Source organism: Alcaligenes sp. CHO6 (genome assembly GCF_037120595.1).
Taxonomy (GTDB): domain Bacteria; phylum Pseudomonadota; class Gammaproteobacteria; order Burkholderiales; family Burkholderiaceae_B; genus Alcaligenes; species Alcaligenes ammonioxydans.
Genome location: NZ_JBANCI010000002.1, coordinates 104773 through 129399, shown reverse-complemented (window position 1 = coordinate 129399; position 24627 = coordinate 104773). Strand labels below are relative to the sequence as shown.

Here is a 24627-nt window from a genome sequence, read left to right as displayed (position 1 = left end):
TGGCTCAGGACTTCTTGTTTTTCTGGAACAGCTTGTCGAGGCTTTGCTCGTAAGCATGGTAGCCGATACGATCGTACAGTTCCTCGCGAGTCTGCATCAAATCGATGACATTTTTTTGATGCCCGTCACGGCGGATCGCCTGATAGACGGTTTCGGCTGCTTTGTTCATGGCGCGGAATGCGGACAGTGGATAGAGAACCATGGCGACATTGACCGAGGCCAGTTCCTGCACGGTAAACAGTGGGGTTTGTCCAAATTCTGTGATATTGGCCAACACGGGCACATTCAGGGTGTCGGTAAAACGCCGATAGGTGTCCAGATCGTAGCAGGCCTCGGCAAAAATGCCGTCAGCACCAGCCTCCACGCAGGCCTGGGCGCGCTCCAGGGCGGCATCCACGCCCTCCACCGCAATCGCGTCCGTGCGGGCCATGATGAAAAAATCCGGGTCGGTGCGAGCATCCACAGCGGCTTTCACGCGGTCAGCCATTTCCTCCGTGCTGACAATTTCCTTGCCGGGGCGGTGACCGCAACGCTTGGCACCTACCTGATCCTCAATGTGGCAGGCAGCCGCGCCAAACTTGATCAGGCTTTTGATGGTGCGAGCGATGTTGAAGGCCGAGGCGCCAAAGCCGGTGTCAATGTCCACCATCAGGGGCAGATCGCACACATCGGTAATACGACGAATGTCGGTCAGGACATCGTCCAGGGTATTGATACCCAGGTCAGGCAGACCCAGGGACCCGGCAGCCACACCGCCGCCCGACAGATAAATGGCACGGTAATTGGCTCGTTGTGCCAACAAGGCGTGATTGGCGTTGATGGCGCCAATGATTTGCAAAGGCTGCTCGTCGCGCAGGGCCTGGCGGAAACGGGCGCCTGCCGATGTCAGTGGGTTTTGGCTCATTTGGGGCTCCAGATCACAAGATAAAAAAATGTCGTCAGCGTGATGCTGCGATGGGTTGATTTCAATAAAGCAAATGCTGTGCCAAGTTCAGGTATGGGGGCGAGGAAACGCCTGAAGCCAGACTAGGCGGGGATTTCTGCCATGGTTTGCACGCGTCAGTTCTTTTCGTGAATACTGCCTTTCACTGTTTTGTGTTTCAATGTTGAAACGTAATTTGAAACAATGTCGCATTGTTGATGCCTGGATGAAACCACATGCCTTATCCGTCTTCCCTTCCTGCTCGTCTGCGTCTGGTGGCGTTCGGTTTGCACGGACTGCGGTCTCTCTTGGAAGAGCTGGTGCCGCAGTTCCGCGCCCAGGCTGAAATTCTGATCGTGGACAAGGCTTATGGCGAGGCCGTGGAAACCGTGCAGGTTTTGCGACAAACAGGTGAAATCGACGTTCTGGTGTCCGCCGGTTCCAACGGCAGTTATTTGCGTGAGCATCTGGACCTGCCCGTGGTGCTGGTACATCCCGGTGGTTTCGACATTATGGGCAGTCTGGCCTCGGCACAGGCCGAGCGCAAAGCCGTGGTGACCTATGGCGAAATACCGCTTGAGTTGATGGAGTTTGTGCAGCGTTTTGATCTGCCCGTGGAGCTACGCAGCTATCGCAGCGAGGCCGATGCACGTAGCTGTGTTCAGGATTTGAAAGAGCTGGGTGTGGAGTGGGTGCTGGCACCCGGGCTGGTCGTGGATCTGGCGCGTGAGAACCAGATGGAAGGCGTGCTCCTGTATTCACAAGGAGCAGTGCGACAGGCTTTGGAGTCCGCTATCGAACTAGCCCGTGTTGCTCGCGCTGAAGCGGCTCGTCGGGATCGCTTGAATACGATTTTGGCGCAGTTGCGTGACGGTGTGGTGTCAGTCGATAGGGATGAGCGTATTGAAACCGTGAACCCGGCCATGGAAGCCTGGTTGGGTCAGCCTGCTCAGGCCATGATCGGGCGCCGCCTGGGGGCCTTGTATCCCGAGCTGGATCTGGCCGGCACACTGCGCAGTGTGGAAGTAGAGCTTGATACGGTGCAGCAGGTGGGAGGGCGCACGGCGATTGTGACCCGTATGCCGATTCTCGAGCAGGGGCGCCTGAGTGGGGCTGTGTTGATTTGTCAGGACCCGGCAGCCATTCAGCGGCTGGATCGCAGTTTGCGCTCACGTAGCCAGCAGACCGCGTCGCGGCATGCCCGTTATCAACTGGCCGACTTGATAGGGCAGAGTTCGGCCATGCGCACATTACGTGCTCAGGCCCAGGCTTGTGCACAAAGCACGGCCACGACCTTGATCATTGGCGAAAGCGGGACGGGCAAGGAGCTGCTGGCTCAGGGCATACACAGCGCCAGCGCCCGGCGTGGTCAACCGTTTGTGGCAGTCAACTGTGCCGCTTTTCCCGACAGCCTGCTGGAGAGCGAGCTGTTCGGTTATGTGGAAGGGGCATTTACGGGCTCGAGCCGGGGCGGCAAAGTGGGCCTGGTGGAAGCGGCTCATACCGGTACCTTGTTTCTGGATGAGATCGGGGAAATGCCTTTGCCTTTGCAAACTCGCTTGTTGCGTGTGTTGCAGGAGAAGGAAGTCTTGCGTATCGGGGCGATTGAGCCCACGCCGGTCGATGTGCGTGTGATTGCCGCGACGCATCGCGATTTGGCGGCGCAGGTGAAAGAAGGAGTGTTCCGCCAGGATTTGTTTTATCGCCTGAATATTCTGGTGCTGCGCTTGCCGCCTTTGCGGCTGCGCACCGACGATCTGCCGGAGCTGGTGGAGCATCTTTTGGGGAAAGTAGCCCAGCGTTTAGGCGGCGCGCTTACGTTGCAGCCAACGTGGCTGACGCAATTGTTGAAGCGGGGCCCTGATTACGCCTGGCCCGGTAATATCCGTGAGCTGGAAAACTTGATTGAGCGGCTGATGGTGCTGGGCTCTGTCCAGGGGGAGCAGGCGGTACAGCTGGAGGAAATCGCTCCGGAATTGCAGGCGACCGCCACAGAGAAGGCGGTGCCCGCGCTGCGTGAGCGGCAAGAGCGCAATGAACAGGAGCATGTGGCCCAGGTGCTGCAAGCATGCGGCGGTAATCGTGCTCTGGCTGCCCAGCAACTGGGGATCAGTCGCAGCACCTTGTGGCGTAAATTGCGCAAGAAGTGAGGCAGTGGCTGCCCGCCTGCTCAAGCCAGCCCGTGGGGGAAGGGGCTGTTGGTGGTCAGGGCTGCTCCTGATATTGAGCGAGTTTGCTCAACGCCATCAGTAATAGGCAGACCAGGATGCAGGCCAGCAGGTTATAGCTCATGCCTGCTACAAAGGCCGCCACATATTGTTCGGTCTGGGAGGAGGCAAGACCACCTGCGTTTCGGCCCGCAGTAAAGAGCAGGCCAACCACGGCCACCCCTAGCGCTGCCCCAACTTGCTGGATGCTGGAAATCACCCCGGATGCCATGCCTGCCTGAGCCGCTTTGACAAAACCCAGAACCAGATTCAGCAAAGGAGTCATGATCAGGCCTTGGCTGGCGCCCAGAAAAATCAGGACGGGAATCAGGTGAGTGGGTTCCATCCGGGCTCCTGTCCAGGCGACCTGAGCGATCAGCCAGGCAAAGGACAGCGTATAGCCAAGGGCACCGGCTGTAATCGCACGGGTGCCATAACGGGCGACCAGGCGTGGTGCACCCAGAGACGCAGTCACAAAGCCTGCGCTGGCGGGCGCGAAAATACTGCCCGCCTGAAACGGACTCAGACCCAGGCCGCTTTGCAACAAAAGGGCAAAGCAGAGAAAGAACGAGCTGGCCGTGGAATACACCAGCAGGACCAGTAAAGCGCCTAAGGCAAAGCGTGGCTGGGCCAGCAGTTGCATATCCACCAGGGGCGACTGCCCCGCCTGTCGGCGTTTTTCCTGCTGTTTGTAGAAAGCCAGAAGCAAAAGTCCGGAGGCCGCCAGGGCGGCCAGGCTGGATGGGGGCCAGCCGTGCTCTGAGCTTTGGATAAGGGGGATCAGCAGCAGGCTCAGGGCAAGACTGATGAGAACCACGCCCGTGCTGTCCAGCCCCTGGCCCTGGGGCGCACGGGTTTCGGGAATGTAGCGAGCCGCCCCAATCGCCAGCAGACCCACAGGCAGGTTGATCAGAAAGATGCTGCGCCAGCCCAGATCAAACAGGTTGAAATGAACCAGCCATCCTCCCAGCACCTGTCCCGCAATCGCGGCCAGACCCAATGTCATTCCCAACAGACCAAAGGCGCGACGGCTGTTATCACCGTCAAAGTTGACCCGGATGGACGCGTAGACCTGGGGAAAAAGTAGAGCAGCGGCCAGACCCTGCAGCACCCTGGCCAGGATCAGCAAGAAAGCGCTGGGTGCCAGCCCGCATAGTGCCGAGGCTAATGTGAAACCGGCCATGCCAATCTGAAAGAGCCTGCGCCGACCCCATAAATCGCCCAGCCGCCCGCCAGTGATCAGCAGCACCCCAAAGACCAGTTCATAGCCCGCCACAATAAAACCGATCTGACTAAAGCTTGCTCCCAGCCTGCTTTGCATGTCCGGGATAGCCACATTGACCACGAACAGATCAAAAATGGTTACAAAACCAGCTAGAAGTAAAACGGACAAGCCTAGCCAGGGCGGTGTGTCGGGCGTCGGCGGGGGTGGGGTTTGGCAATAAGAGTTCGAGTTCATGATGCTTGTCTGAATTGAAAACCCGTGTATTCTTGAACTCTTTTTAAACAATTACAATTTAACTGTTTATGCTATTACTTAAAGCAATGGGGTGCTGATTGATGAGGACGCTGGAGCGAACACGCCCGGAGCTGTCTGCCTTTTTGCGCGCATGCCGTGAACGTCTTTTGCCGGAGGAGGTGGGCTTGCCCAGTGGCGGACGGCGCCGCACTCCGGGCTTGCGGCGCGAGGAGGTGGCGGCTTTGGCGGGAGTGGGGCTGACCTGGTACACCTGGTTGGAGCAAGGGCGTGATATTGGCGTATCGGCCAGCTTTCTGGACAATTTGGCCCGTGTTCTGAAACTGGATGCGGCCGAACGCAGACACTTGTTCTTGCTGGCGCATGAGCGCCTGCCTGCCGAGCCAGGAATTACCTGGTGTGTCTTGCCGCCCTTGGTGCGACGCTTGATGCACGACTTGCCGCATCCGGCTTTTGTCTTGAATTTACGCTGGGATGTTCTGGGCTTTAATGCCTTGGCGGATGATCTGCTGGGCTTGGGGGCGTATCCAGATGGGCAGCGCAATCTTCTGTGGCAGATGTTTACGAATCCCGCTTTGCACACCCGCTTTGTCCCTTGGGAATCGCAGGCGCTGGAGATGTTGACCAGTTTTCGTCGCGACTTTGCTCGGGCCACAGACGGAACGGATATTCATGAACTGGCCAATGAGCTCAAACGCGTATCACCGGAGTTCAAGCAGTGGTGGGAGCAACATGATGTGCATTCACCTTGCGGCGCGTTACGCACCGTGCTTGTAGATGGGGAGTTGCGCGAGTTTGAGCAGACCTCGCTCATCATTGATGAGAGTCGTCATTTGCGTATGGTGGTGTATGTGCCGTCTGTGCAGGAAGATTCAGACGACGGGAGCGGCCAGCCTAGGGTTGGATAGGCTTGTGCCGTGTTCCAGCGCACTGGTTCCAGGCGCGAAGTATCGAGCAGCAGGCATCAGTGATAAGGCGACAGGCAAAAAAAATCCCCGCCGATACGGGCGGGGATTGCAGACACTGGCGGTTTAATTAACCCAGCAGGTCTTTCACACCGTCACGTTCTTCCAGCAGTTCGTTCAAGGTGTGGTCCATGCGCTCACGCGAGAAGGCGTCAATTTCCAGGCCTTCCACACGTTTGTACTCGCCGTTTTCGGTGGTGACGGGCACGCCGTAAACGATGCCTTCAGGAATGCCGTAGGAGCCGTCCGAAGGAACGCCCATGGTGACCCATTTGCCGTTCGAGCCCAATACCCAGTCACGCACGTGGTCGATGGCGGCATTGGCAGCCGAAGCCGCCGAGGACAGACCACGGGCTTCGATGATGGCGGCGCCACGTTTGCCCACGGTGGGGATGAAGGTGTCGCGGTTCCAGGCCTGATCGTTGATGATGGCGTCGATCTTCTCACCGTTCACCGTCGCGAAACGGGTGTCAGGGTACATCGTGGGCGAGTGGTTGCCCCAGACGATCAGGTTCTCGATGTCAGCAACGGGCTTGCCGGACTTGGCGGCCAGTTGCGACAGGGCGCGGTTGTGGTCCAGGCGCAGCATGGCGGTGAAGTTCTTGGCTGGCAGATCAGGAGCCGATTTCATGGCGATGTAGGCGTTGGTGTTGGCAGGGTTGCCCACCACCAGAACCTTGACGTCGCGGCTGGCAACTTTGTTCAGGGCGCGACCTTGTGCGGTGAAGATCTGGGCATTGAAGGCCAGCAGGTCTTTACGCTCCATGCCGGGGCCACGTGGACGGGCGCCGACCAGCAGGGCGATATCAACATCTTTGAATGCGCTTTCAGGGTCGCTGTGGGCGGACATGCCTTGCAGCAGGGGGAACGCGCAGTCGTCCAGTTCCATCATGACGCCCTTCAGGGCCTTTTGGGCTTTCTCGTCGGGTAGCTCCAGCAACTGCAGGATCACAGGCTGGTCTTTGCCCAGCATTTCGCCAGAAGCGATGCGAAACAGCAGGGCGTAGCCAATCTGGCCAGCAGCGCCGGTAACGGCGACGCGCATTGCGGGTTTGGACATGAGAGTATGACTCCGTTTTTGGGTTTGAAGACGGTGACGAAAAACACAGTTTAAATCTTTTGCGAGCCGGCGGCCGGCTTGGGAAACGGTTTTTCGCAAGAGGAATAGTCTCTTTTTTCACTGCGCAGACTAGACCAAAACGATAAGGACGTCAAACGTCTTATATCTTATATAAGACATAAGAGCGTTAGACATTCGAGGCCGGTCATGCGAAAATTAGCGCACTGTCTATTTTATGAACAAATGCGTGTTCCCCGCTGTATTTATCGCGCATTTTTTATGAGCCCCATGTCTGAGAACGTGCCGCCGCTACGCACCCAGGAAATCGAAAAATCCGCTCCTAGCGCGGCCTATAGCCCTCTGTATCAACAGATCAAGGCTTTGCTGCTGCAGGGGCTGGATCGTGGCGAGTGGAAGCCTGGCGAGGCCATTCCCAGTGAGCTGGAACTGGCCGCACGTTTTCAGGTCAGCCAGGGGACGGTGCGCAAGGCTATCGATGAGCTGGCCGCCGACAATCTTCTGATCCGCCGTCAAGGAAAAGGCACGTTTGTAGCCACCCACCACGAGGCGCGGGTGCGTTTTCGGTTTTTGCGTCTGGCCCCCGATGACGGCAAGCCGGTCGCCTCACAAAGTCGAATCATTGATGTTCGTCGCATGAAGGCTCCCACGGATGTCGCGGTGCTGCTCGATTTGCGCACGTCCGACATGGTGGTGAACTTGCGCCGGGTCCTCTCCTTTGATCAGGTTCCCACCATTTATGACGATATCTGGTTGCCCGGCTCGGTGTTCAAGGGCCTGACCCTGGACGCCGTCGAGCAGAACAAGGGCCCGATGTATGCCTGGTTCGAGAGCAAGTTTGGCGTGAGCATGGTGCGTGCCGATGAAAAGATTGGCGCGGTCAGCGCCACCGAAGAGGCTGCCTCGGTTCTGCAGGTGGCCGCCGGCTCCCCGCTTTTGTATGTAGAGCGTGTGTCCTACACCTATGGTGACCGACCGATGGAGTTGCGCCGAGGTTTATACCTGACTGAGCGCTTCCATTACCGAAACACACTCAGCTAGTACGGCGGCATACGGTATTTGATACTGCATCGTCGTGTCAAATAGGTGAAAATACCAAGGTTAAAAATTTTATGACTTTTTTTTATCTACTTCGAGGCCATCATGTCTGATACCGCACCCAAGCAGCGTCCGCAGTATCGCAATATCAGCGTGCCGCAGATATTGAGCTACCGCTTGCCCCTGGCCGCAAAATCGTCGATTTTGCATCGTGTCAGCGGCGCATTGCTGTTTCTTTGCCTGCCGCTCGTTCTATTGCCACTGTTCTCTTTGAGCGTGAGCTCTCCAGAGTCCTTCGAGACCATGCGCAGCTATGTCGACAACCCTGTCTGTAAGCTGATTCTTCTGGTGCTGATCTGGGGCTATCTGCACCACTTCTGTGCCGGCATCCGCTATCTGGCACTGGACCTGCACCTGGGTAATGACAAAGAGTCCGCCAAGAAATCGGCCGGCATGGTGTTTGGGGTCAGCCTGGCGCTGACTGTTGTGTTTGGTTTGAAACTGTTTGGGGTGTGGTAATGGCTAATCGTGAGCGCATTGGCGCAAACCGCCTGGTAGTGGGTGCCCACTACGGTACCTTGGACTTTCTGGCACAGCGGGTGACTGCAGTCATCATGGCCATCTACACCTTGGTCATCATTGGCGGCATCCTGTTTAGCAGTGAACTGAATTTCGAGACCTGGCGCGGCCTGTTCTCGTTCACGGTCGGCTCCCTGCCTCTGGGTCAGTTGCTGGCAACCCTGTTTTTCCTGTCGTTGTCCTGGCACGCCTGGATCGGTGTGCGTGACATCTGGATGGACTACGTCAAGCCCGCTGGCCTGCGCTTGTTCCTGCAAGTGTTGACCTTGCTGTGGCTGGTGGCCAGTGTCGTCTTTTTTGCAAAAATTATCTGGAGTCTCTAAACCGTGGCTTCCATCACAAAATCTTTGCCCCGCCGTCAGTTTGACGTAGTGGTGGTCGGTGCCGGTGGCGCCGGTATGCGTTGTTCCCTGCAATTGGCTCAGGCCGGCTTGTCCGTGGCTGTGCTCAGCAAGGTGTTCCCAACCCGCTCCCACACGGTGGCCGCCCAAGGTGGCGTCAGTGCCTCCCTGGGTAACATGAGCGAGGACCATTGGTACTGGCACATGTACGACACCGTCAAGGGTTCGGACTGGCTGGGTGACCAGGACGCCATCGAATTCATGTGCCGTGAAGCGCCGCACGCAGTGTACGAGCTCGAGCACTTTGGCATGCCTTTTGACCGCAACCAGGACGGTACGATTTACCAGCGTCCATTTGGTGGTCACACCGCCAACTTTGGTGAAAAACCTGTCCAGCGCGCCTGTGCGGCAGCTGACCGTACCGGTCACGCCATGTTGCACACGCTGTACCAGCGTAACGTTGCTGCCCGCACCCAGTTCTTCGTGGAGTGGATGGCACTGGATCTGCTGCGTAACGAAGCGGGCGACGTCCTGGGCGTGACTGCCCTGGAAATGGAAACCGGCGAAATCTACGTTCTGGAAGGCAAGCGTGTGGTGCTGGCTACCGGCGGTGCTGGCCGTATCTGGGCTGCGTCCACCAACGCCTTCATCAACACGGGCGACGGTCTGGGTATGGCCGCTCGTGCAGGTCTGCCTTTGCAGGACATGGAGTTCTGGCAATTCCACCCCACTGGCGTGGCCGGTGCCGGCGTGCTGATTACCGAGGGCGTGCGCGGTGAAGGCGGTATCCTGTTGAACAAGGACGGCGAGCGCTTCATGGAGCGTTACGCTCCTACCCTGAAAGATCTGGCCCCTCGTGACTTCGTGTCCCGTTCCATGGACCAGGAAATCAAGGAAGGTCGCGGTTGTGGCGACGGCAGCTACGTGGTGCTGAAGCTGGATCACCTGGGTGCCGACGTCATCAAGAAACGTCTGCCCTCGATTCGCGAGATCGCCATCAAGTTCGGTAACGTCGACCCGATCAAGGACCCGATCCCCGTGGTTCCCACCATCCACTACCAGATGGGCGGTATCCCCACGAACTACTACGGTCAGGTGGTGACGCAAACCCCGACCGGCGAGAGCAAGATCGTCAACGGTCTGTACGCGATCGGTGAGTGTGCGGCCACGTCCGTACACGGTGCCAACCGTCTGGGTACAAACTCGCTGCTGGACCTGATCGTGTTCGGTCGCGCTGCCGGCAACCACATTGTGGACTCGCACCCCGAGAAAGATCACGCTCACCAGGAAATCAACGAGTCCTCCATCGAGTTCTCGCTGGACCGCGTCAATCGTCTGGAGTCCCGTACCTCGGGCGAAAAGGCTCAGGATGTGGGCAACAAGATTCGCGTGGCCATGCAGGCTCACTGTGGCGTGTTCCGTACCCTGGATCTGCTGCACAAGGGCGTCGACCAGATCGAATCCCTGGTTCCCGAAGTCAAGGATATTTACTTCAAAGACAAGTCCAAAGTCTTCAATACCGCCCGTATTGAGGCGCTGGAAGTGGCCAACATGATCGAAGTGGCTCGTGCCACGACCAAGTCGGCCGCCAATCGTACGGAAAGTCGCGGCGCTCATGCCCTGAACGACCACCCGGAGCGTGACGACGAGAACTGGCTGCGTCACACCTTGTGGTTCTCGGAAGGCAGCCGTCTGGAGTACAAGCCTGTCCAGATGAAACCGCTGACAGCCGAAACGATTCCGCCCAAGGCCCGGACTTTCTAAGCAGGATACTGACATGAGCCAAAAACGTAAGGTCAAATTTGAAATCTACCGCTACGATCCTGACAAGGACGAGCGTCCCTACATGCAAAAGATCGAAGTCGAGTTGGAACCTACCGACAAGATGCTGCTCGATGCGATCTTGCGCATTAAGAACGATATGGACGACAGCCTGGCGTTGCGTCGTTCCTGCCGCGAAGGTGTGTGCGGTTCCGATGCCATGAACATCAATGGCAAGAACGGTCTGGCCTGCACGACCAATATGCGCGACCTGAAAGAACCTGTGGTCCTGCGCCCATTGCCAGGTCTGCCGGTTATCCGTGACCTGATCGTGGACATGACCCACTTCTTCGATCAGTACCATTCGGTCAAGCCCTTCCTGATCAACGATGCGCCTCCTCCTGAGAAAGAGCGTCTGCAAACGCCTGAAGCTCGTGAGGAACTCGATGGTCTGTACGAGTGCATTCTGTGTGCCTGCTGCTCGACCTCTTGCCCCTCGTTCTGGTGGAACCCCGACAAGTTCGTCGGTCCTGCCGGTTTGTTGCAAGCCTATCGTTTCATTGCCGACTCGCGTGACGAGGCTACTGGCGAGCGTCTGGATAATCTGGAAGATCCTTACCGCTTGTTCCGTTGCCACACGATCATGAACTGTACGGATGTCTGTCCAAAAGGACTGAATCCCTCGCATGCCATCGGCAAGATCAAAGAAATGCTGGTGCGTCGCAGTATCTAAAAAGGTGGGTATGTACCGATGAGAACATTGACGGAATTGGAGCGTGCGCGTCTGCGTTGGCGTGCGCGCCGGGGCTTGCTTGAAAACGACTTGATGATCACCCGTTTTCTGGATCAATACGAAAACGAGCTGACTGATCAGGACGTCTCGGCCCTGACCCGTTTGTTCGAAATGGACGATACAGTTTTGCTGGATGTCCTTCTGGCTCGCTCCGAGCCGGAAGGGCAATACGCCACCCCGGACATTCAGCGACTAGTAGACATTATGCGAAAGCTATAACCATTGAGGAAAAAAGTGATGGAATTGTCAGAAAAAAAAGCCACGCTATCCTTCTCCGACGGTAGCCCTTCGGTTGAGTTCCCTGTACACAAGGGCACCGTAGGTCCGGACGTGATCGATATCCGTAAGCTCTACGGTCAGACAGGTATGTTTACCTATGACCCCGGCTTTATGGCGACGGCGGCGTGCGAATCGGGCATCACCTACATCGACGGCGACAAGGGCCAGTTGATGTACCGTGGTTACCCTATCGACCAGTTGGCACAAAAGTGCGATTTCATGGATGTGTGCTACCTGATCCTGAACGGCGAGCTGCCTAACGCCGAGCAGAAACAGGAGTTCGACTCCCTGGTGACGAACCACACCATGGTTCAGGAACAGATGCAGCACTTCCTGCGCGGCTTCCGTCCGGACGCTCACCCCATGGCAATACTGACTGGCCTGGTCGGTGCCTTGTCGGCGTTCTACCATGATTCCACGGACATCACGAATCCTCATCACCGCCATGTGTCGGCTATTCGCTTGATCGCCAAGCTGCCAACGCTGGTTGCGATGGCGTACAAGTATTCTTTGGGACAGCCATTCATCTATCCCAAGAATGATTTGTCCTACACCGGCAACTTCTTGCGCATGATGTTCGCCACCCCTTGCGAAGACTACAAGGTCAACGAAGTGGTTGAGCGCGCTTTGGATCGCATCTTCATCCTGCATGCAGATCACGAGCAGAACGCCTCGACTTCCACCGTTCGTCTGTGCGGCTCGTCGGGTACCAATCCTTTCGCTGCGATCGCTGCGGGCGTTGCCTGCTTGTGGGGTCCTGCTCACGGTGGTGCAAACGAAGCGTGCCTGAACATGCTGGAAGAGTTGCAAGCCAACGGCGGCATCGACAAGGTTGGCGAGTTCATGGAGAAGGTCAAGGACAAGAACTCGGGCGTGCGCCTGATGGGTTTTGGTCACCGTGTCTACAAGAACTACGATCCACGCGCCAAGCTGATGCAGGAAACCTGCAAGGAAGTTCTGGAAGCCCTGGGCCTGGAGAACGATCCTCTGTTCAAACTGGCCATGGAACTGGAGCGCATCGCTCTGGAAGATCCTTACTTTGTCGAGCGCAAACTGTACCCCAACGTGGACTTCTACTCGGGTATCGTTCAGCGTGCTATTGGCATTCCAACCTCCCTGTTTACCGCTATCTTCGCCCTGGCTCGTACCGTAGGCTGGATTGCGCAGTGGAACGAAATGCTGTCCGATCCTGATTACAAGATCGGCCGTCCACGTCAGTTGTATGTGGGCCCAACCCAGCGCGATGTACCTGCTCAGCGTTAATTCTTGCGGGACCGGGTACCTGGGGCTTGCCCCGGGTGTAGATCTGGCCCGCAGCGCTATTGGGCAGTGACCATAGCGAGAACGCTAAGTGCACCACATGGTGCACTTTTTTTTTGCTTTTTTCCTTTGTAAACAGTCCGATTTCAGACGCGCGAGTGGGTACGGGTGCGTGAGTCAGCTGTACTCACGGTGGAGAGAGAGGGTTACTAAAGCGAAAGATGCGTTGCTCACGTGCTTTGTTTTCTTCTGACAGCCGGACTTTTGCCTGGACGTGATCAAGGTGATGGCCAATCAGCTCGCGTGCCCGGTCTGCGTCCCCGTTCAGAATCGCCTTCATCACTCCCTCATGCTGTTCAGTCAGAATCTCGACTTCACGGGCATTGTCGAACTCGAACATGGCCCGTCGGTTCTCTTTCACTGTCGAGAACACCAGCTGGAATAAACCGTTCATCAGTTGCAGCAGTACGACATTATGCGAGGCCATGGCAATGGCCAGATGAAATTGCGCGTCGGCGCGCGCCGAGAGATCTGCATCCTGATTCTGCTGGTGACGGACCATGACCTGAAAACAGTGCTCAATGCGCTTTTTGTCCGCCTCTGTCGCCCGGTGCGCTGCATGCCAGGCCGTGCTGGCCTCCAGGGCGCGGCGCGCCTCCAGGACATCGTAGCGGTACAGCGGGTCTTCATGGATCAACTCTTCCAGGGGCGCAATGCTTTGGGCCGGCCAGTTCATCAGATCGCTATCCTGAACGTAGGTACCGCCGCCGCGGCGGGTCACCAGCAGGCCTTCAGAGCACAGGGAGCGCAAGGCTTCCCGTATGGGCACGCGCGAGACCTCCAGTTGCTCGGCCAATTGACGCTCGGAGGGGATGCGGTCCCCCGGCTGCAAATGTTTCTCCTGAATCAGCTGACGAATTTTCTCTGCAACCTGGTCTGACAGGCGCGAGCGGGATTGCTTGGTCATGGGAGAGGCTTTCTCGGATATTGGTATTACCACTTTATTTGATTTCACAGGATTTTGGTGAGGGTAGGGGCCAAACTAGTCAGGGTTTGTGCTGGTAATACAAAGGTGGTAATACCGCTATGATGCTCAAAAATACAAAACGGGAAGCGGCCTTTCTGCCCGAAGATCTGTTTCATGCTGGTCTTTTGTCCTTTAACAGAAGTGCTTCCTGCGTACATGTAGTCACACAAAGGAGAATCCGGGATGAGTCTTTTATACACCTTGTTGGCCCTGACGCCATTGCTGGTCGTCTTTCTATTGATGGTGGTGATGGGACGATCAGCCAAGTTGTCGATGGGGGCCGCTTATCTGGTGACGGTTCTACTTGCCTTGTTTGTCTGGGGTAGCCAGACCGCGGTGATTGCAGCCGCTACCGTCAACGGGATTGTGACCGCCTTGACCTTGCTGTTCATTGTATTTGGAGCTGTTCTGCTTTTGAATACGCTCAAGGTGGGCGGTGCCTTGAAAGCGATTCGGCAGGGCTTTATGGATGTGTCGCCCGACCGTCGCATTCAGGTCATTATTGTGGCCTGGCTGTTTGGCTCCCTGATCGAAGGCTCCTCTGGGTTTGGCACGCCATCCGCGGTAGGGGCGCCCTTACTGCTGGCGCTGGGCTTTCCGGCCATGGCTGCCGTCATGTCCGTACTCATCATTCAGTCCACGCCGGTGTCCTTTGGCGCAGTCGGCACGCCTATGCTGGTCGGTGTGCGTTCGGGCATTGATAACAAAGCTGACGTGGCCGCTGCCATTGCGCCCATGCAGCCGATGGAGTATTTGCAGCAGATTGTCGAGAATGTGGCTCTGATCCATGCTCTGACCGGTTTTGTGATTCCCTTGTTGCTCTGCGGTCTGCTGACCCGTTTCTTTGGTGAGCGCCGCTCCTTTGCCGAAGGGCTGGGTGCATGGAAGTTTGCTCTGTTTGCGGGTCTGGCCTTCACGGTTCCTTATTATTTGATTGCCGTCATTCTGGGGCCCGAGTTTCCGTCGATGTTGGGCGCGATGGTGGGGCTGGTGCTGAGCGTGACAGCAGCGCGGAAAGGATGGTTTGCGCCACGTAAGACATTTGATTTTCCCGATCGCAGTCAATGGCCTTCTCATTGGCTGGGCACGGTTGCCATGGACAATACGGAGGCGCCGCAACGATTTTCCGTTTTGCGGGCGTTCTCGCCCTATGTGCTGGTGGTCTTGCTGCTGATCGTTACCCGCACTTTTCCTGCCGTTAAGGCCTGGCTTACCGGTCCATCCGCGACCATCAGAATTGAAGGCATTTTCGGTACGGGTATTTCCACATCGGCGCAATTGTTGTTCTCACCGGGGGCAATCCTGATTGTGGTGTCCTTGGCATGTATCGCCATCTTCCGCATGAGTGGCCAGCAGTACGTGGTGGGGGTCAAAGACTCGCTGCGCACCATGGGTAGTGCAGCGCCTGCCTTGTTGCTGGCCGTGCCTATGGTTCAGGTGTTCATCAACTCGGCTGCGGCAGATGGTTCTATCGCCAGCATGCCTCTGGTGCTGGCGCAAGGAGCGGCCACCGCGGTAGGGCATGCATGGCCCAGTGTTTCGCCCTGGGTGGGCAGCTTGGGCGCATTTATTGCAGGCTCCAATACCGTGAGCAACATGATGTTCTCCTACTTCCAGTTCTCTACGGCACAGCAGATTGGTTTGAATATCGACCAGTCCGCTGTTGTGGTTGCATTGCAGGCAGTCGGTGGGGCCGCCGGGAACATGATTTGTGTTCATAACGTGGTCGCCGCCGGGGCGGTAGTCGGCATGCTGGGCCGTGAGGGGGAAATTGTCCGCAAGACCCTGATCCCCATGGTGTATTACGTCATTCAGGCAGGGCTGATTGGCCAGGCCTTGATTACCGGGGCGATGGGTTGGTGGATTGCCGCTGCCATTTTCCTGGCACTGACCATTGGTGGCTTGAGTTTGTCTCGTGGACGGCAGACGACTCCTGCTATGGCTTGAGAGCTCTGTCCTCCCCCCCCTCTGGGGGGGCAGGGCGGCAGCACGGTAAGTCCCTTTGAGTGGGGAGCAGCATTTTCTGTTGCGTGCCGTGTCTTTTGAAGCAGTGGATGAATTGCCTGCAGACACGGGTTTCTGGCCTAGCCTGTAGGCCTTGTTGAGGACAACGTCTGTTTTGATCGTTTTCAGTCCAGCGACACTCCAAAAAAAACCGGATGCGGCTTAAAGCGGCATCCGGTTTTCAGTTAGCTAAACAGGTTTAGCTGTTTTGCTGAGCTTCTTGCTGAGCATCTACAACAGCCAGGGCGGTCATGTTGATGATGCGACGCACCGTGGCGCTGGTGGTCAGGATGTGGATGGGGCGAGCCGCACCCAGCAGGATGGGGCCCATGGCCACACCGTTGCTGCCTGTCATCTTCAGCATGTTGTACGTGATGTTGCCGGCGTCCAGGTTAGGAGTGATCAGCAAGTTGGCCGAACCGCGCAGCGTGCTGTCGGGGAAGGCTTTCAGGCGGATCTTCTCGGACAGGGCGGAGTCAGCGTGCATTTCGCCGTCCACTTCCAGGTCAGGAGCGCGTTCAGCCAGGATCTGACGAGCCTTGGCCATCTTGCGCGAGGACTCGGTCTGGCGGCTGCCAAAGTTCGAGTGCGACAAGAGGGCAACGCGAGGCACTACGCCAAAACGACGAACTTCCTCGGCGGCCTGGATCGTCATGTCGGCGACCTGTTCGGCGGTGGGGTTCTCGTTGACGTGGGTGTCGCACACAAACAGAGTCTGTGTCGGCAGCATCAGCACATTCATGGCGGCAAAAGTCTGGGCTTCTTTCTTCAGGCCAATGACTTGCTCGACATAATTGAGCTGGCTGTCGTAGTTGCTGGCCACACCGCAGATCATGCCGTCCGCGTCGCCCCGTTGCAGCAGCATCACGCCGATCAGCGAGTTGTGCTTGCGGATCATGGCTTTGGCGATGTCCGGCGTGACGCCTTCACGTGCCTTGAGCTTGTAGTAGGCGGTCCAGGTTTCGGTGAAGCGATCGTCGTCTTCAGGATCAACGATTTGCACGTTCTTGCCGGCTTCCAGACGCAGACCCGCTTTCTTGACGCGCATGTCGATGACGCTGGGGCGGCCAACCAGAATAGGCTGAGCCAGCTTTTCGTCCACCACGGTTTGGACAGCACGCAGGACGCGCTCGTCTTCACCGTCAGCGTAAATGATGCGCTTGGGCGCAGCCTTGGCCTGCATGTACAACGGACGCATCAGCGGGCCGGTGTGGTAGGTCATGGCGATCAGCTTCTGACGGTAGGCGTCCATGTCTTCGATGGGGCGGGCGGCAACGCCAGAATCCATCGCAGCCTGGGCCACGGCCGGAGCGATCTGAACAATCAGACGGGAATCAAACGGCTTGGGAATGATGTACTCAGGCCCGAAGCGCAGATCTTCGCCGCCATACGCGGTGGCCATGTCGTCGCTTTGCTCGACCTGGGCCAGTTCGGCAATGGCTTTCACGCAAGCCAGCTTCATCTCTTCGTTGATCACGCTGGCACCAACGTCCAGGGCGCCACGGAAGATGAAGGGGAAGCACAATACGTTGTTGACCTGGTTCGGGTAGTCCGAGCGGCCGGTGGCGATGATGCAGTCAGGGCGGGCAGCCTTGGCCACTTCAGGGCGGATCTCGGGCTCGGGGTTGGCCAGCGCCAGAATCAGGGGCTTGTCGGCCATGGTCTTGACCATGTCGGCAGACAGTACGCCAGGGGCCGAGCAACCCAGGAACACGTCAGCGCCCACCATGGCGTCAGCCAGTGTGCGGGCGTCGGTTTCCTGAGCGTAGCGAGCCTTGTTGGGCTCCATGTTCTCGTCACGACCTTTCCAGATGATGCCGCGCGAGTCAGCTACGAAGATGTTGCTCAGCTTCACGCCCAGGGCAACCAGCAAGTCCAGGCAGGCAATGGCGGCAGCGCCCGCGCCCGAACAAACCAGCTTGATGTCGGCGATGTTCTTGTTGACGACTTTCAGGCCGTTCAGAACAGCGGAGGACGAAATGATGGCAGTGCCGTGCTGGTCATCATGGAACACGGGGATGCTCATGCGCTCGCGCAGCTTCTTTTCAATATAGAAGCACTCGGGGGCCTTGATGTCTTCCAGGTTCACCCCACCCAAAGTGGGTTCCAGCGCAGCAATGATGTCGACCAGCTTGTCGGGATCAGTTTCGTTCAATTCGATATCGAATACATCGATGCCAGCGAATTTCTTGAACAGGCAGCCTTTGCCTTCCATGACGGGCTTGGCGGCCAGAGGGCCGATATTGCCCAGGCCCAGTACCGCCGTCCCGTTGGTGACCACGGCGACCAGGTTGGCGCGCGAGGTGTACTTGGCGGCGGCTTCTTCGCCTTCGGCGTGGATGGCCATGCAAGCAGATGCGACGCCGGGGGAGTAGGCTAGCGAGAGGTCATCTTGATTGGCTAGGGTCTTGGTAGGGACCACCGAGATTTTCCCGGGAGTGGGATACGCGTGATAGTCCAGCGCAAGTTTGGCCAGATCGGCGTTGGCATCCATTTTGGTAAAGCTCCTGATAGGATTTTCTAGTGTAAAAGTGAATCTAATTTATAAGAAATACAGACACCAGGTAGGTGCTGATTTGTTATAGGCAGCATATGTCATGGCAACGCTTGTTGCCTGCCTCAAGGTGACCAAGGGCAGGCTGGGCTCGGTTTGGTGGAAAAGAGGCCGGCGACGCGCGTACTTGCTGCACCCGTTTAGCATATCGGAATTTTTCCATCATGTGGGGCAGGCAAGGGGCGTCAATCATGATTTGGCGCGCTTCTTTTGTAAGAATCCGTCCGCGTGATAGATCGATGTGTTTGTTAATGCCAACGGTCTGGTGCAGTCCCCAAGCATTTTAGATGTCATTAATTGCGCCTTTTGTGTGCGGCGTTATACTAGATCAATACGGCTTGTATAAGGCGTCCCACGTTGCCTTCTGCTCCTGCTATCCGCTAACCGGCGAGGTCCGTGTCGCGGAAGGTTTTCCTGCATCTCAACACGAGTGAAACACTCGGATAGGTGAAGCGTAATAATGTCATCGCAAAAAGAACTGCTCAGTAACTCTTATCTGTTCGGGAGCAATGCTCCTTACGTCGAAGAACTCTACGAGTCCTACCTCGACAATCCGGGCTCCGTCGCCGACCAATGGCGCGAGTACTTCGATCAACTGCAGCATCAGCCAGCTACTGACGGCCGCGACAGCACCCGCGATCAAGCGCACGCGCCTATCGTCGAGTCCTTCGCGCAACGTGCCAAAGCCAATGCCTTCTTGACCAGCGCGCAGGCACCGGATCTGACCGTTGCCATGAAGCAAGTGTCCATCCAGTCCATGATTGCGGCTTATCGCTCCCTGGGCGCACGCATTGCTGATCTGGACCCCCTGAAGCGTTCGGAACGTCCCAACATTCCCGAGCTGGACCCCGCTTTTTACGGCTTGACCGAAGCGGATCTGGATCAGGTCTACTCCGCCACCAACACCTACTTCACCAAAGCCGACACCATGACGCTGCGCGACATGCTCAAGGCCTTGCGTGATACGTATTCCCGTTCGGTGGGCGCAGAATTCATGTATATCTCCGACCCGGTCGTCAAGCGCTGGATTCAGCAGCGTCTGGAGTCGGTGCACGGCACAGGTTCTTTCAGCGTTGAGCAAAAACGCAACATCTTGCAGCAGTTGACCGAAGCCGAAGGCCTGGAGCGCTTCCTGCACACCAAATACGTCGGCCAGAAACGCTTCTCCCTGGAAGGTGGCGAGAGCTTCATCGCATGTATGGATGAAGTCATCAATCACGCAGGCGAGAACGGCGTTCAGGAAATCATCGTGGGCATGGCCCACCGTGGTCGTCTGAACATGCTGGTCAACATCATGGGCAAGATGCCCGGCGACCTGTTTGCCGAATTTGAAGGTCGTCACGCTGAAGGTCTGACCGACGGCGACGTGAAATACCACAACGGTTTCTCCAGCGACCTGTCCACCCGCGGCGGTCCAGTACACCTGTCTCTGGCTTTTAACCCCTCTCACCTGGAAATTGTTAATCCCGTGGTCGAGGGCTCGGTGCGCGCACGTCAGGATCGTCGCAGCGACGAGGACGGCAGTCAGGTTCTGCCCGTACTGGTTCACGGTGATGCGGCGTTTGCCGGTCAGGGCGTTGTCATGGAAACACTGAACCTGGCCCAGACCCGTGGTTACGGTACCGGTGGCACCCTGCACATCGTTATTAACAACCAGATTGGTTTCACGACGTCTGACCCACGCGATACACGCTCCACACTGTATTGCACCGACGTGGTCAAGATGATTGAGGCCCCTGTTTTCCACGTTAACGGTGATGACCCCGAAGCCGTGGTGTTCGTCACTCAGCTGGCACTGGATTTCCGTCGCGAGTTCAAGCACGACGTGGTGATTGACATCGTTTGCTTCCGCAAACTGGGTCACAACGAGCAAGATACGCCCTCGATGACCCAGCCGCTGATGTACAAGAAAATTGGTCAGCACAATGGCACGCGCAAGCTGTACGCTGACAAGCTGGTTGCGCAGGGTGTGTTGTCCGAGAACGAGCCCGAAGATCTGGTTAAAGCCTACCGTCAATTGATGGAAGACGGCAAACGGACGGTGGAACCGGTTCTGACCGATTACAAGAACAAGTACGCTACGGACTGGTCTGCATTCTTGGGCGCAAAATGGACAGACCATGCGGATACCGCACTGCCCATGTCCGAGCTGACCCGCATCGGCGAAAAACTGACCACCGTGCCCGAGGGCTTTACCGTTCACCCGCTGGTCAACCGCATGCTGAACGACCGTCGTGCCATGGCACGGGGCGAGGCACAGGTTGACTGGGGCATGGGCGAACACTTGGCCTTTGCCACCCTGGTCAACAATGGCTATGCCATCCGTATCACCGGTCAGGACTCGGGTCGTGGCACGTTCACGCACCGTCACGCCGTGCTGCACGATCAAAAACGTGAGCGCTGGAACGACGGCACCTATATTCCTTTGCAGAATGTCTCCGAGGGCCAGGCGTCCTTTACGGTGATCGACTCGGTTCTGTCCGAAGAAGCCGTGTTGGCGTTTGAGTATGGCTATGCTTCGGCAGAACCCAATATCCTGACCATCTGGGAAGCCCAGTTCGGTGACTTCGCCAACGGCGCTCAGGTAGTGATCGACCAGTTCATTACCTCGGGTGAAGCCAAGTGGGGCCGTCATTGCGGTCTGACCTTGATGTTGCCACACGGTTATGAAGGTCAGGGTCCGGAGCACTCTTCGGCTCGTATCGAGCGCTTCCTGCAACTGTGTGCAGACAACAATATTCAGGTTGTCCAGCCTACCAATGGCGCCCAGATCTTCCACGTTCTGCGTCGTCAGATGATTCGTCCTTTCCGCAAGCCCTTGGTCATCATGACGCCCAAGTCCTTGCTGCGTAACAAAGACGCCACGTCGCCACTGAGCGATCTGGCTGAAGGCCACTTCATGCCTGTGATCGGTGAAACGGATCAGGCCATTGATGCAGCCGCTGTCAAGCGCGTTCTGGTGTGTTCGGGCAAGATCTACTATGACCTGGTCAACACCCGTAAGGAACAAGAGCGCAGCGACATTGCCATTATCCGTGTGGAGCAGTTGTACCCCTTTGCTCACAAGGCCTTCCAGGCAGAGCTGTCCAAGTACAGCAACGCCAAGGAAGTGATCTGGGTTCAGGACGAGCCTCAAAACCAGGGTGCCTGGTTCTACGTTCAGCATCACATCTACGAGAACATGAGCGAAGGTCAGAAATTGGGTTACGCCGGCCGCGCCGCGTCCGCTTCGCCCGCCGTAGGCTACCTGGCCAAGCACCAGGAACAGCACAAGGCGCTGCTGGAGCAGGCTTTCGGCGCTCGCAAAGGCTTCATGCTGACCAAATAACGCACCCAAAATTTTAAATACGGAAAATATAATCATGGCACTTACCGACGTTCTGGTTCCCCAACTCTCTGAATCCATCTCCGAAGCCACTTTGCTGGAGTGGAAAAAACAACCTGGTGAAATGGTCCAGGCTGACGAAATCCTGATCGAAGTCGAAACCGACAAAGTCGTGCTGGAAGTTCCCGCCCCTGCCTCGGGCGTGCTGAGCGAGATCGTCAAAGCCAATGGCAGCACCGTGACCTCCGGTGATGTATTGGCTCGTATCGACACCGAAGGCAAGGCCAGCGCTGCCGCTCCAGCCGCTGCCGCTGAAGCCGCTCCTGCGGCTGCACCTGCAGCCGCTCCCGCCGCTCCTGCTGCATCGGTATCGTCCGTAGCATCGCCTGCGGCCGCCAAGATCCTGGCTGAAAAAGGCGTGGAAGCCAGCTCCGTGGAAGGCTCCGGCCGTGGCGGTCGCATCACCAAGGGTGACGCACTGCAAGCCAACACCGCGTCCGCCAGCAAGCCTGCCGCCGCTCCCGTGGCTCCTCCTACCCTGTCCCTGGATGGTCGTCCAGAACAGCGCGTACCGATGAGCCGCCTGCGTGCCCGTATCGCCGAGCGTCTGTTGCAGTCGCAGTCCGAAAACGCCATGTTGACTACGTTTAACGAAGTCAACATGCAGGCGGTGATGGATCTGCGTAAAAAGTACAAAGACCAGTTCGAGAAAGAGCACGGCGTCAAGCTGGGTTTCATGTCCTTCTTCGTGAAAGCCGCAGTGGCTGCTTTGAAGAAGTACCCCGTGTTGAACGCCTCGGTAGATGGCAAAGACATCATCTATCACGGCTACTTTGACATTGGTGTAGCGGTTGGTAGCCCACGCGGTCTGGTGGTGCCTATCCTGCGCAACGCCGACCAGTTGAGCATTGCTGAAATCGAACAGCAGATTGCTGATTTCGGCGCCCGTGCTCGTGACGGCAAGCTGACTCTGGAAGAGATGACAGGCGGCACTTTCTCGATCTCCAACGGTGGCGTGTTCGGCTCCATGCTGTCCACTCCCATCATCAACCCACCACAGTCCGCCATTCTGGGCATTCACGCCACCAAGGATCGCGCCGTTGTGGAAAATGGTCAGATCGTGGTTCGCCCCATGAACTACCTGGCCATGTCCTACGACCACCGCATCATCGACGGCCGCGAAGCCGTTCTGGGTCTGGTGGCCATGAAGGAAGCCCTGGAAGATCCACAGCGTTTGCTGTTGAACGTCTAAGCACGTGGTCGTTCCGGTCTAGTATGTTTACGGCCAAGTGCTTGCTTCTAAGCCTTGGCCGGCTTTGTTTAAGGCCCTGGGGGCTGGTTTTTCCGGCCTGACTGCTTCCCGTCTGACTCGCAGACGGTCCAGTGTGCCTTTTCACATTTATGGGATTTTTTTATGGCTAAGCAATTTGATGTTGTCGTGATTGGTGCGGGCCCTGGTGGCTACATCGCCGCCATCCGTGCGGCTCAACTGGGTATGAGCGTTGCTTGTGTGGACGCCTGGTCGACCGCTGAAGGCAAGCCCGCTCCTGGCGGCACCTGCACGAACGTGGGTTGCATTCCTTCCAAGGCCTTGCTGCAATCGTCTGAGCATTTCGAGCACGCCAATCTGCACCTGGCCGAGCACGGTGTGGACGTCAAGGGCGTATCGCTGAACCTGGACAAGCTGATCGGTCGCAAAGATGTGGTCGTCAAGCAAAACAACGATGGCATTTTGTACCTGTTCAAAAAGAACAAGGTGACTTTTTTTCACGGCACCGCCTCCTTTGGCGCCAAAGTGGATGGCGGCTGGTCCGTGAACGTAGCCGGTGCCAATGCTGAAGAGCTGGTTGCCAAAAACGTCATCATTGCGACCGGTAGCTCGGCCCGTGCCTTGCCCGGTGCCGAGTTCGACGAAGAACAAATTCTGTCCAACGATGGCGCATTGCGTCTGGCCAAGGTACCCAAGAAGCTGGCCGTGATTGGCGCCGGCGTGATTGGTCTGGAGCTGGGCAGCGTGTGGCGTCGCCTGGGTGCTGAAGTGACCATTCTGGAAGGGGCTCCCGAGTTCTTGTCCGCTGTGGATCGCGACGTTGCCAAGGAAGCATTGAAGGCTTTCACCAAACAAGGTCTGAAGATCAACGTGGGCGTGAAAGTGGGCGAAATCAAAAAGTCCGCCAAACAGGTCACCATCAACTACGTGGATGCAGCTGGCGCCGAGCAAAAACTGGAAGCCGACAAGCTGATCGTCTCCATTGGCCGTGTTCCTAACACCGCCGGCCTGGGCGCGGAAACCATCGGTCTGAAGCTGGACGAGCGTGGCTTTGTGATTGTGGACGAGGATTGCGCGACCAGCCTGCCCGGTATCTGGGCAGTGGGTGACGTGGTTCGTGGTCCTATGCTGGCGCACAAGGCGGAAGAAGAAGGGGTGGCCGTGGCCGAGCGTCTGGCTGGTCAGCAGCCGCATGTCAACTTCGACACCGTGCCTTGGGTTATCTACACCTCGCCCGAGATCGCCTGGGTTGGCAAGACCGAACAGCAACTGAAGACGGACGGCCGTGCTTACCGCGCTGGCAGCTTCCCCTTCCTGGCTAACGGCCGTGCCCGCGCACTGGGTGATACAACCGGCTTTGTGAAGGTTCTGGCGGATGCCAAGACCGATGAGGTCTTGGGTGTCCACTTTGTGGGTCCTGTGGCTTCCGAACTGGTGGCTGAAGCGGTTGCCATCATGGAATTCCGTGGCGCATCCGAAGATATCGCCCGTATTTGCCATGCACACCCAACCCTGTCCGAAGCTCTGAAAGAAGCGGCTCTCGCAGTGGATAAGCGCGCTCTGAACTTCTGATAGACTTTCAGGGTGTTGTGGGAAAAGGGCGGGCACAGTCTCGCCCTTTTTTTCGCCACCAAAGGCTGTTCACGTCAGTCTGGCAGGGCTGGCATGTGTGTGATAGTGACCGCGCTGCAAGGCTCAGGGCCTGCCTTAATAGCCGTGCTGCGGCGGGCCGCAGCGCAGGCTGGCA

General features: G+C 57.3%; 19 protein-coding genes. 13 read left to right on the top strand and 6 right to left on the bottom strand.

The annotated features are described in order from the left end of the window. Nucleotides 1-4: 4 nt before the first annotated feature. Nucleotides 5-904: a methylisocitrate lyase gene (gene prpB, locus V6936_RS08580; RefSeq protein ID WP_003802547.1), complete on the bottom strand. Its 900-nt coding sequence runs from the start codon at nucleotides 902-904 to the stop codon at nucleotides 5-7. Nucleotides 905-1158: 254 nt separating this feature from the next. Between prpB and prpR the strand changes: the two genes are divergently transcribed. Continuing rightward, nucleotides 1159-3072, top strand: coding sequence for a propionate catabolism operon regulatory protein PrpR (gene prpR, locus V6936_RS08575; protein ID WP_003802545.1), 1914 nt, complete (start codon nucleotides 1159-1161; stop codon nucleotides 3070-3072). 55 nt (nucleotides 3073-3127) lie between these two features. On the opposite strand, the gene V6936_RS08570 is transcribed toward prpR, so the two are convergent. Further along, nucleotides 3128-4588: an MFS transporter gene (locus tag V6936_RS08570; protein ID WP_336579726.1), complete on the bottom strand. Its 1461-nt coding sequence runs from the start codon at nucleotides 4586-4588 to the stop codon at nucleotides 3128-3130. Between the two features lie 101 nt (nucleotides 4589-4689). Here V6936_RS08570 and V6936_RS08565 point away from each other — a divergent pair, with 101 nt between their 5' ends. Further along, entirely contained in the window at nucleotides 4690-5514 is an 825-nt protein-coding gene (locus tag V6936_RS08565) for a helix-turn-helix transcriptional regulator (RefSeq protein WP_003802542.1), read from the top strand. Between the two features lie 127 nt (nucleotides 5515-5641). Here the strand turns inward: V6936_RS08565 and V6936_RS08560 are convergent, their stop codons facing one another. Beyond that, nucleotides 5642-6631: a malate dehydrogenase gene (locus V6936_RS08560; protein WP_003802540.1), complete on the bottom strand. Its 990-nt coding sequence runs from the start codon at nucleotides 6629-6631 to the stop codon at nucleotides 5642-5644. A 279-nt stretch (nucleotides 6632-6910) separates the two neighbouring features. On the opposite strand from V6936_RS08560, the gene V6936_RS08555 reads away from it, so the two are divergent. From V6936_RS08555 to gltA, 7 genes are all read left to right on the top strand, one after another. After that, entirely contained in the window at nucleotides 6911-7690 is a 780-nt protein-coding gene (locus V6936_RS08555) for a GntR family transcriptional regulator (protein WP_003802538.1), read from the top strand. 102 nt (nucleotides 7691-7792) lie between these two features. Beyond that, the gene (gene sdhC / locus V6936_RS08550) at nucleotides 7793-8206 is read left to right on the top strand and encodes a succinate dehydrogenase, cytochrome b556 subunit (protein ID WP_003802537.1); all 414 of its coding nucleotides are present in this window, start codon (nucleotides 7793-7795) and stop codon (nucleotides 8204-8206) included. Beyond that, nucleotides 8206-8589, top strand: a complete 384-nt coding sequence (gene sdhD, locus V6936_RS08545) for a succinate dehydrogenase, hydrophobic membrane anchor protein (RefSeq protein ID WP_003802535.1) — start codon at nucleotides 8206-8208, stop codon at nucleotides 8587-8589. The genes sdhC and sdhD overlap by 1 nt, the downstream gene beginning before the upstream one ends. 3 nt (nucleotides 8590-8592) lie before the next feature. Next, nucleotides 8593-10371: a succinate dehydrogenase flavoprotein subunit gene (sdhA, locus tag V6936_RS08540; protein WP_003802531.1), complete on the top strand. Its 1779-nt coding sequence runs from the start codon at nucleotides 8593-8595 to the stop codon at nucleotides 10369-10371. A 13-nt stretch (nucleotides 10372-10384) separates the two neighbouring features. Beyond that, nucleotides 10385-11101: a succinate dehydrogenase iron-sulfur subunit gene (locus V6936_RS08535; protein WP_003802530.1), complete on the top strand. Its 717-nt coding sequence runs from the start codon at nucleotides 10385-10387 to the stop codon at nucleotides 11099-11101. 18 nt (nucleotides 11102-11119) lie between these two features. Further along, a complete protein-coding gene (locus V6936_RS08530; RefSeq protein WP_003802528.1) occupies nucleotides 11120-11380 on the top strand; it encodes an FAD assembly factor SdhE in 261 nt (86 codons plus the stop codon). 18 nt (nucleotides 11381-11398) lie between these two features. Continuing rightward, nucleotides 11399-12703, top strand: coding sequence for a citrate synthase (gene gltA / locus V6936_RS08525; RefSeq protein ID WP_039943520.1), 1305 nt, complete (start codon nucleotides 11399-11401; stop codon nucleotides 12701-12703). 184 nt (nucleotides 12704-12887) lie between these two features. On the opposite strand, the gene lldR is transcribed toward gltA, so the two are convergent. After that, complete coding sequence (gene lldR, locus V6936_RS08520) at nucleotides 12888-13667, bottom strand: transcriptional regulator LldR (protein ID WP_059318777.1); 780 nt, start codon at nucleotides 13665-13667, stop codon at nucleotides 12888-12890. A gap of 44 nt (nucleotides 13668-13711) precedes the next feature. Next, nucleotides 13712-13843: a hypothetical protein gene (locus tag V6936_RS08515; RefSeq protein ID WP_272942517.1), complete on the bottom strand. Its 132-nt coding sequence runs from the start codon at nucleotides 13841-13843 to the stop codon at nucleotides 13712-13714. A gap of 67 nt (nucleotides 13844-13910) precedes the next feature. On the opposite strand from V6936_RS08515, the gene V6936_RS08510 reads away from it, so the two are divergent. Continuing rightward, complete coding sequence (locus V6936_RS08510) at nucleotides 13911-15674, top strand: L-lactate permease (protein WP_336579725.1); 1764 nt, start codon at nucleotides 13911-13913, stop codon at nucleotides 15672-15674. A gap of 256 nt (nucleotides 15675-15930) precedes the next feature. Here the strand turns inward: V6936_RS08510 and V6936_RS08505 are convergent, their stop codons facing one another. Further along, entirely contained in the window at nucleotides 15931-18225 is a 2295-nt protein-coding gene (locus V6936_RS08505; RefSeq protein ID WP_003802519.1) for an NADP-dependent malic enzyme, read from the bottom strand. Nucleotides 18226-18745: 520 nt separating this feature from the next. Between V6936_RS08505 and V6936_RS08500 the strand changes: the two genes are divergently transcribed. From V6936_RS08500 to lpdA, 3 genes are all read left to right on the top strand, one after another. After that, complete coding sequence (locus V6936_RS08500) at nucleotides 18746-21613, top strand: 2-oxoglutarate dehydrogenase E1 component (protein ID WP_003802517.1); 2868 nt, start codon at nucleotides 18746-18748, stop codon at nucleotides 21611-21613. A 34-nt stretch (nucleotides 21614-21647) separates the two neighbouring features. Continuing rightward, complete coding sequence (gene odhB, locus V6936_RS08495; RefSeq protein WP_003802515.1) at nucleotides 21648-22862, top strand: 2-oxoglutarate dehydrogenase complex dihydrolipoyllysine-residue succinyltransferase; 1215 nt, start codon at nucleotides 21648-21650, stop codon at nucleotides 22860-22862. A gap of 162 nt (nucleotides 22863-23024) precedes the next feature. Next, a complete protein-coding gene (gene lpdA / locus V6936_RS08490; protein ID WP_336579724.1) occupies nucleotides 23025-24452 on the top strand; it encodes a dihydrolipoyl dehydrogenase in 1428 nt (475 codons plus the stop codon). The last annotated feature ends 175 nt before the right edge of the window (nucleotides 24453-24627 follow it).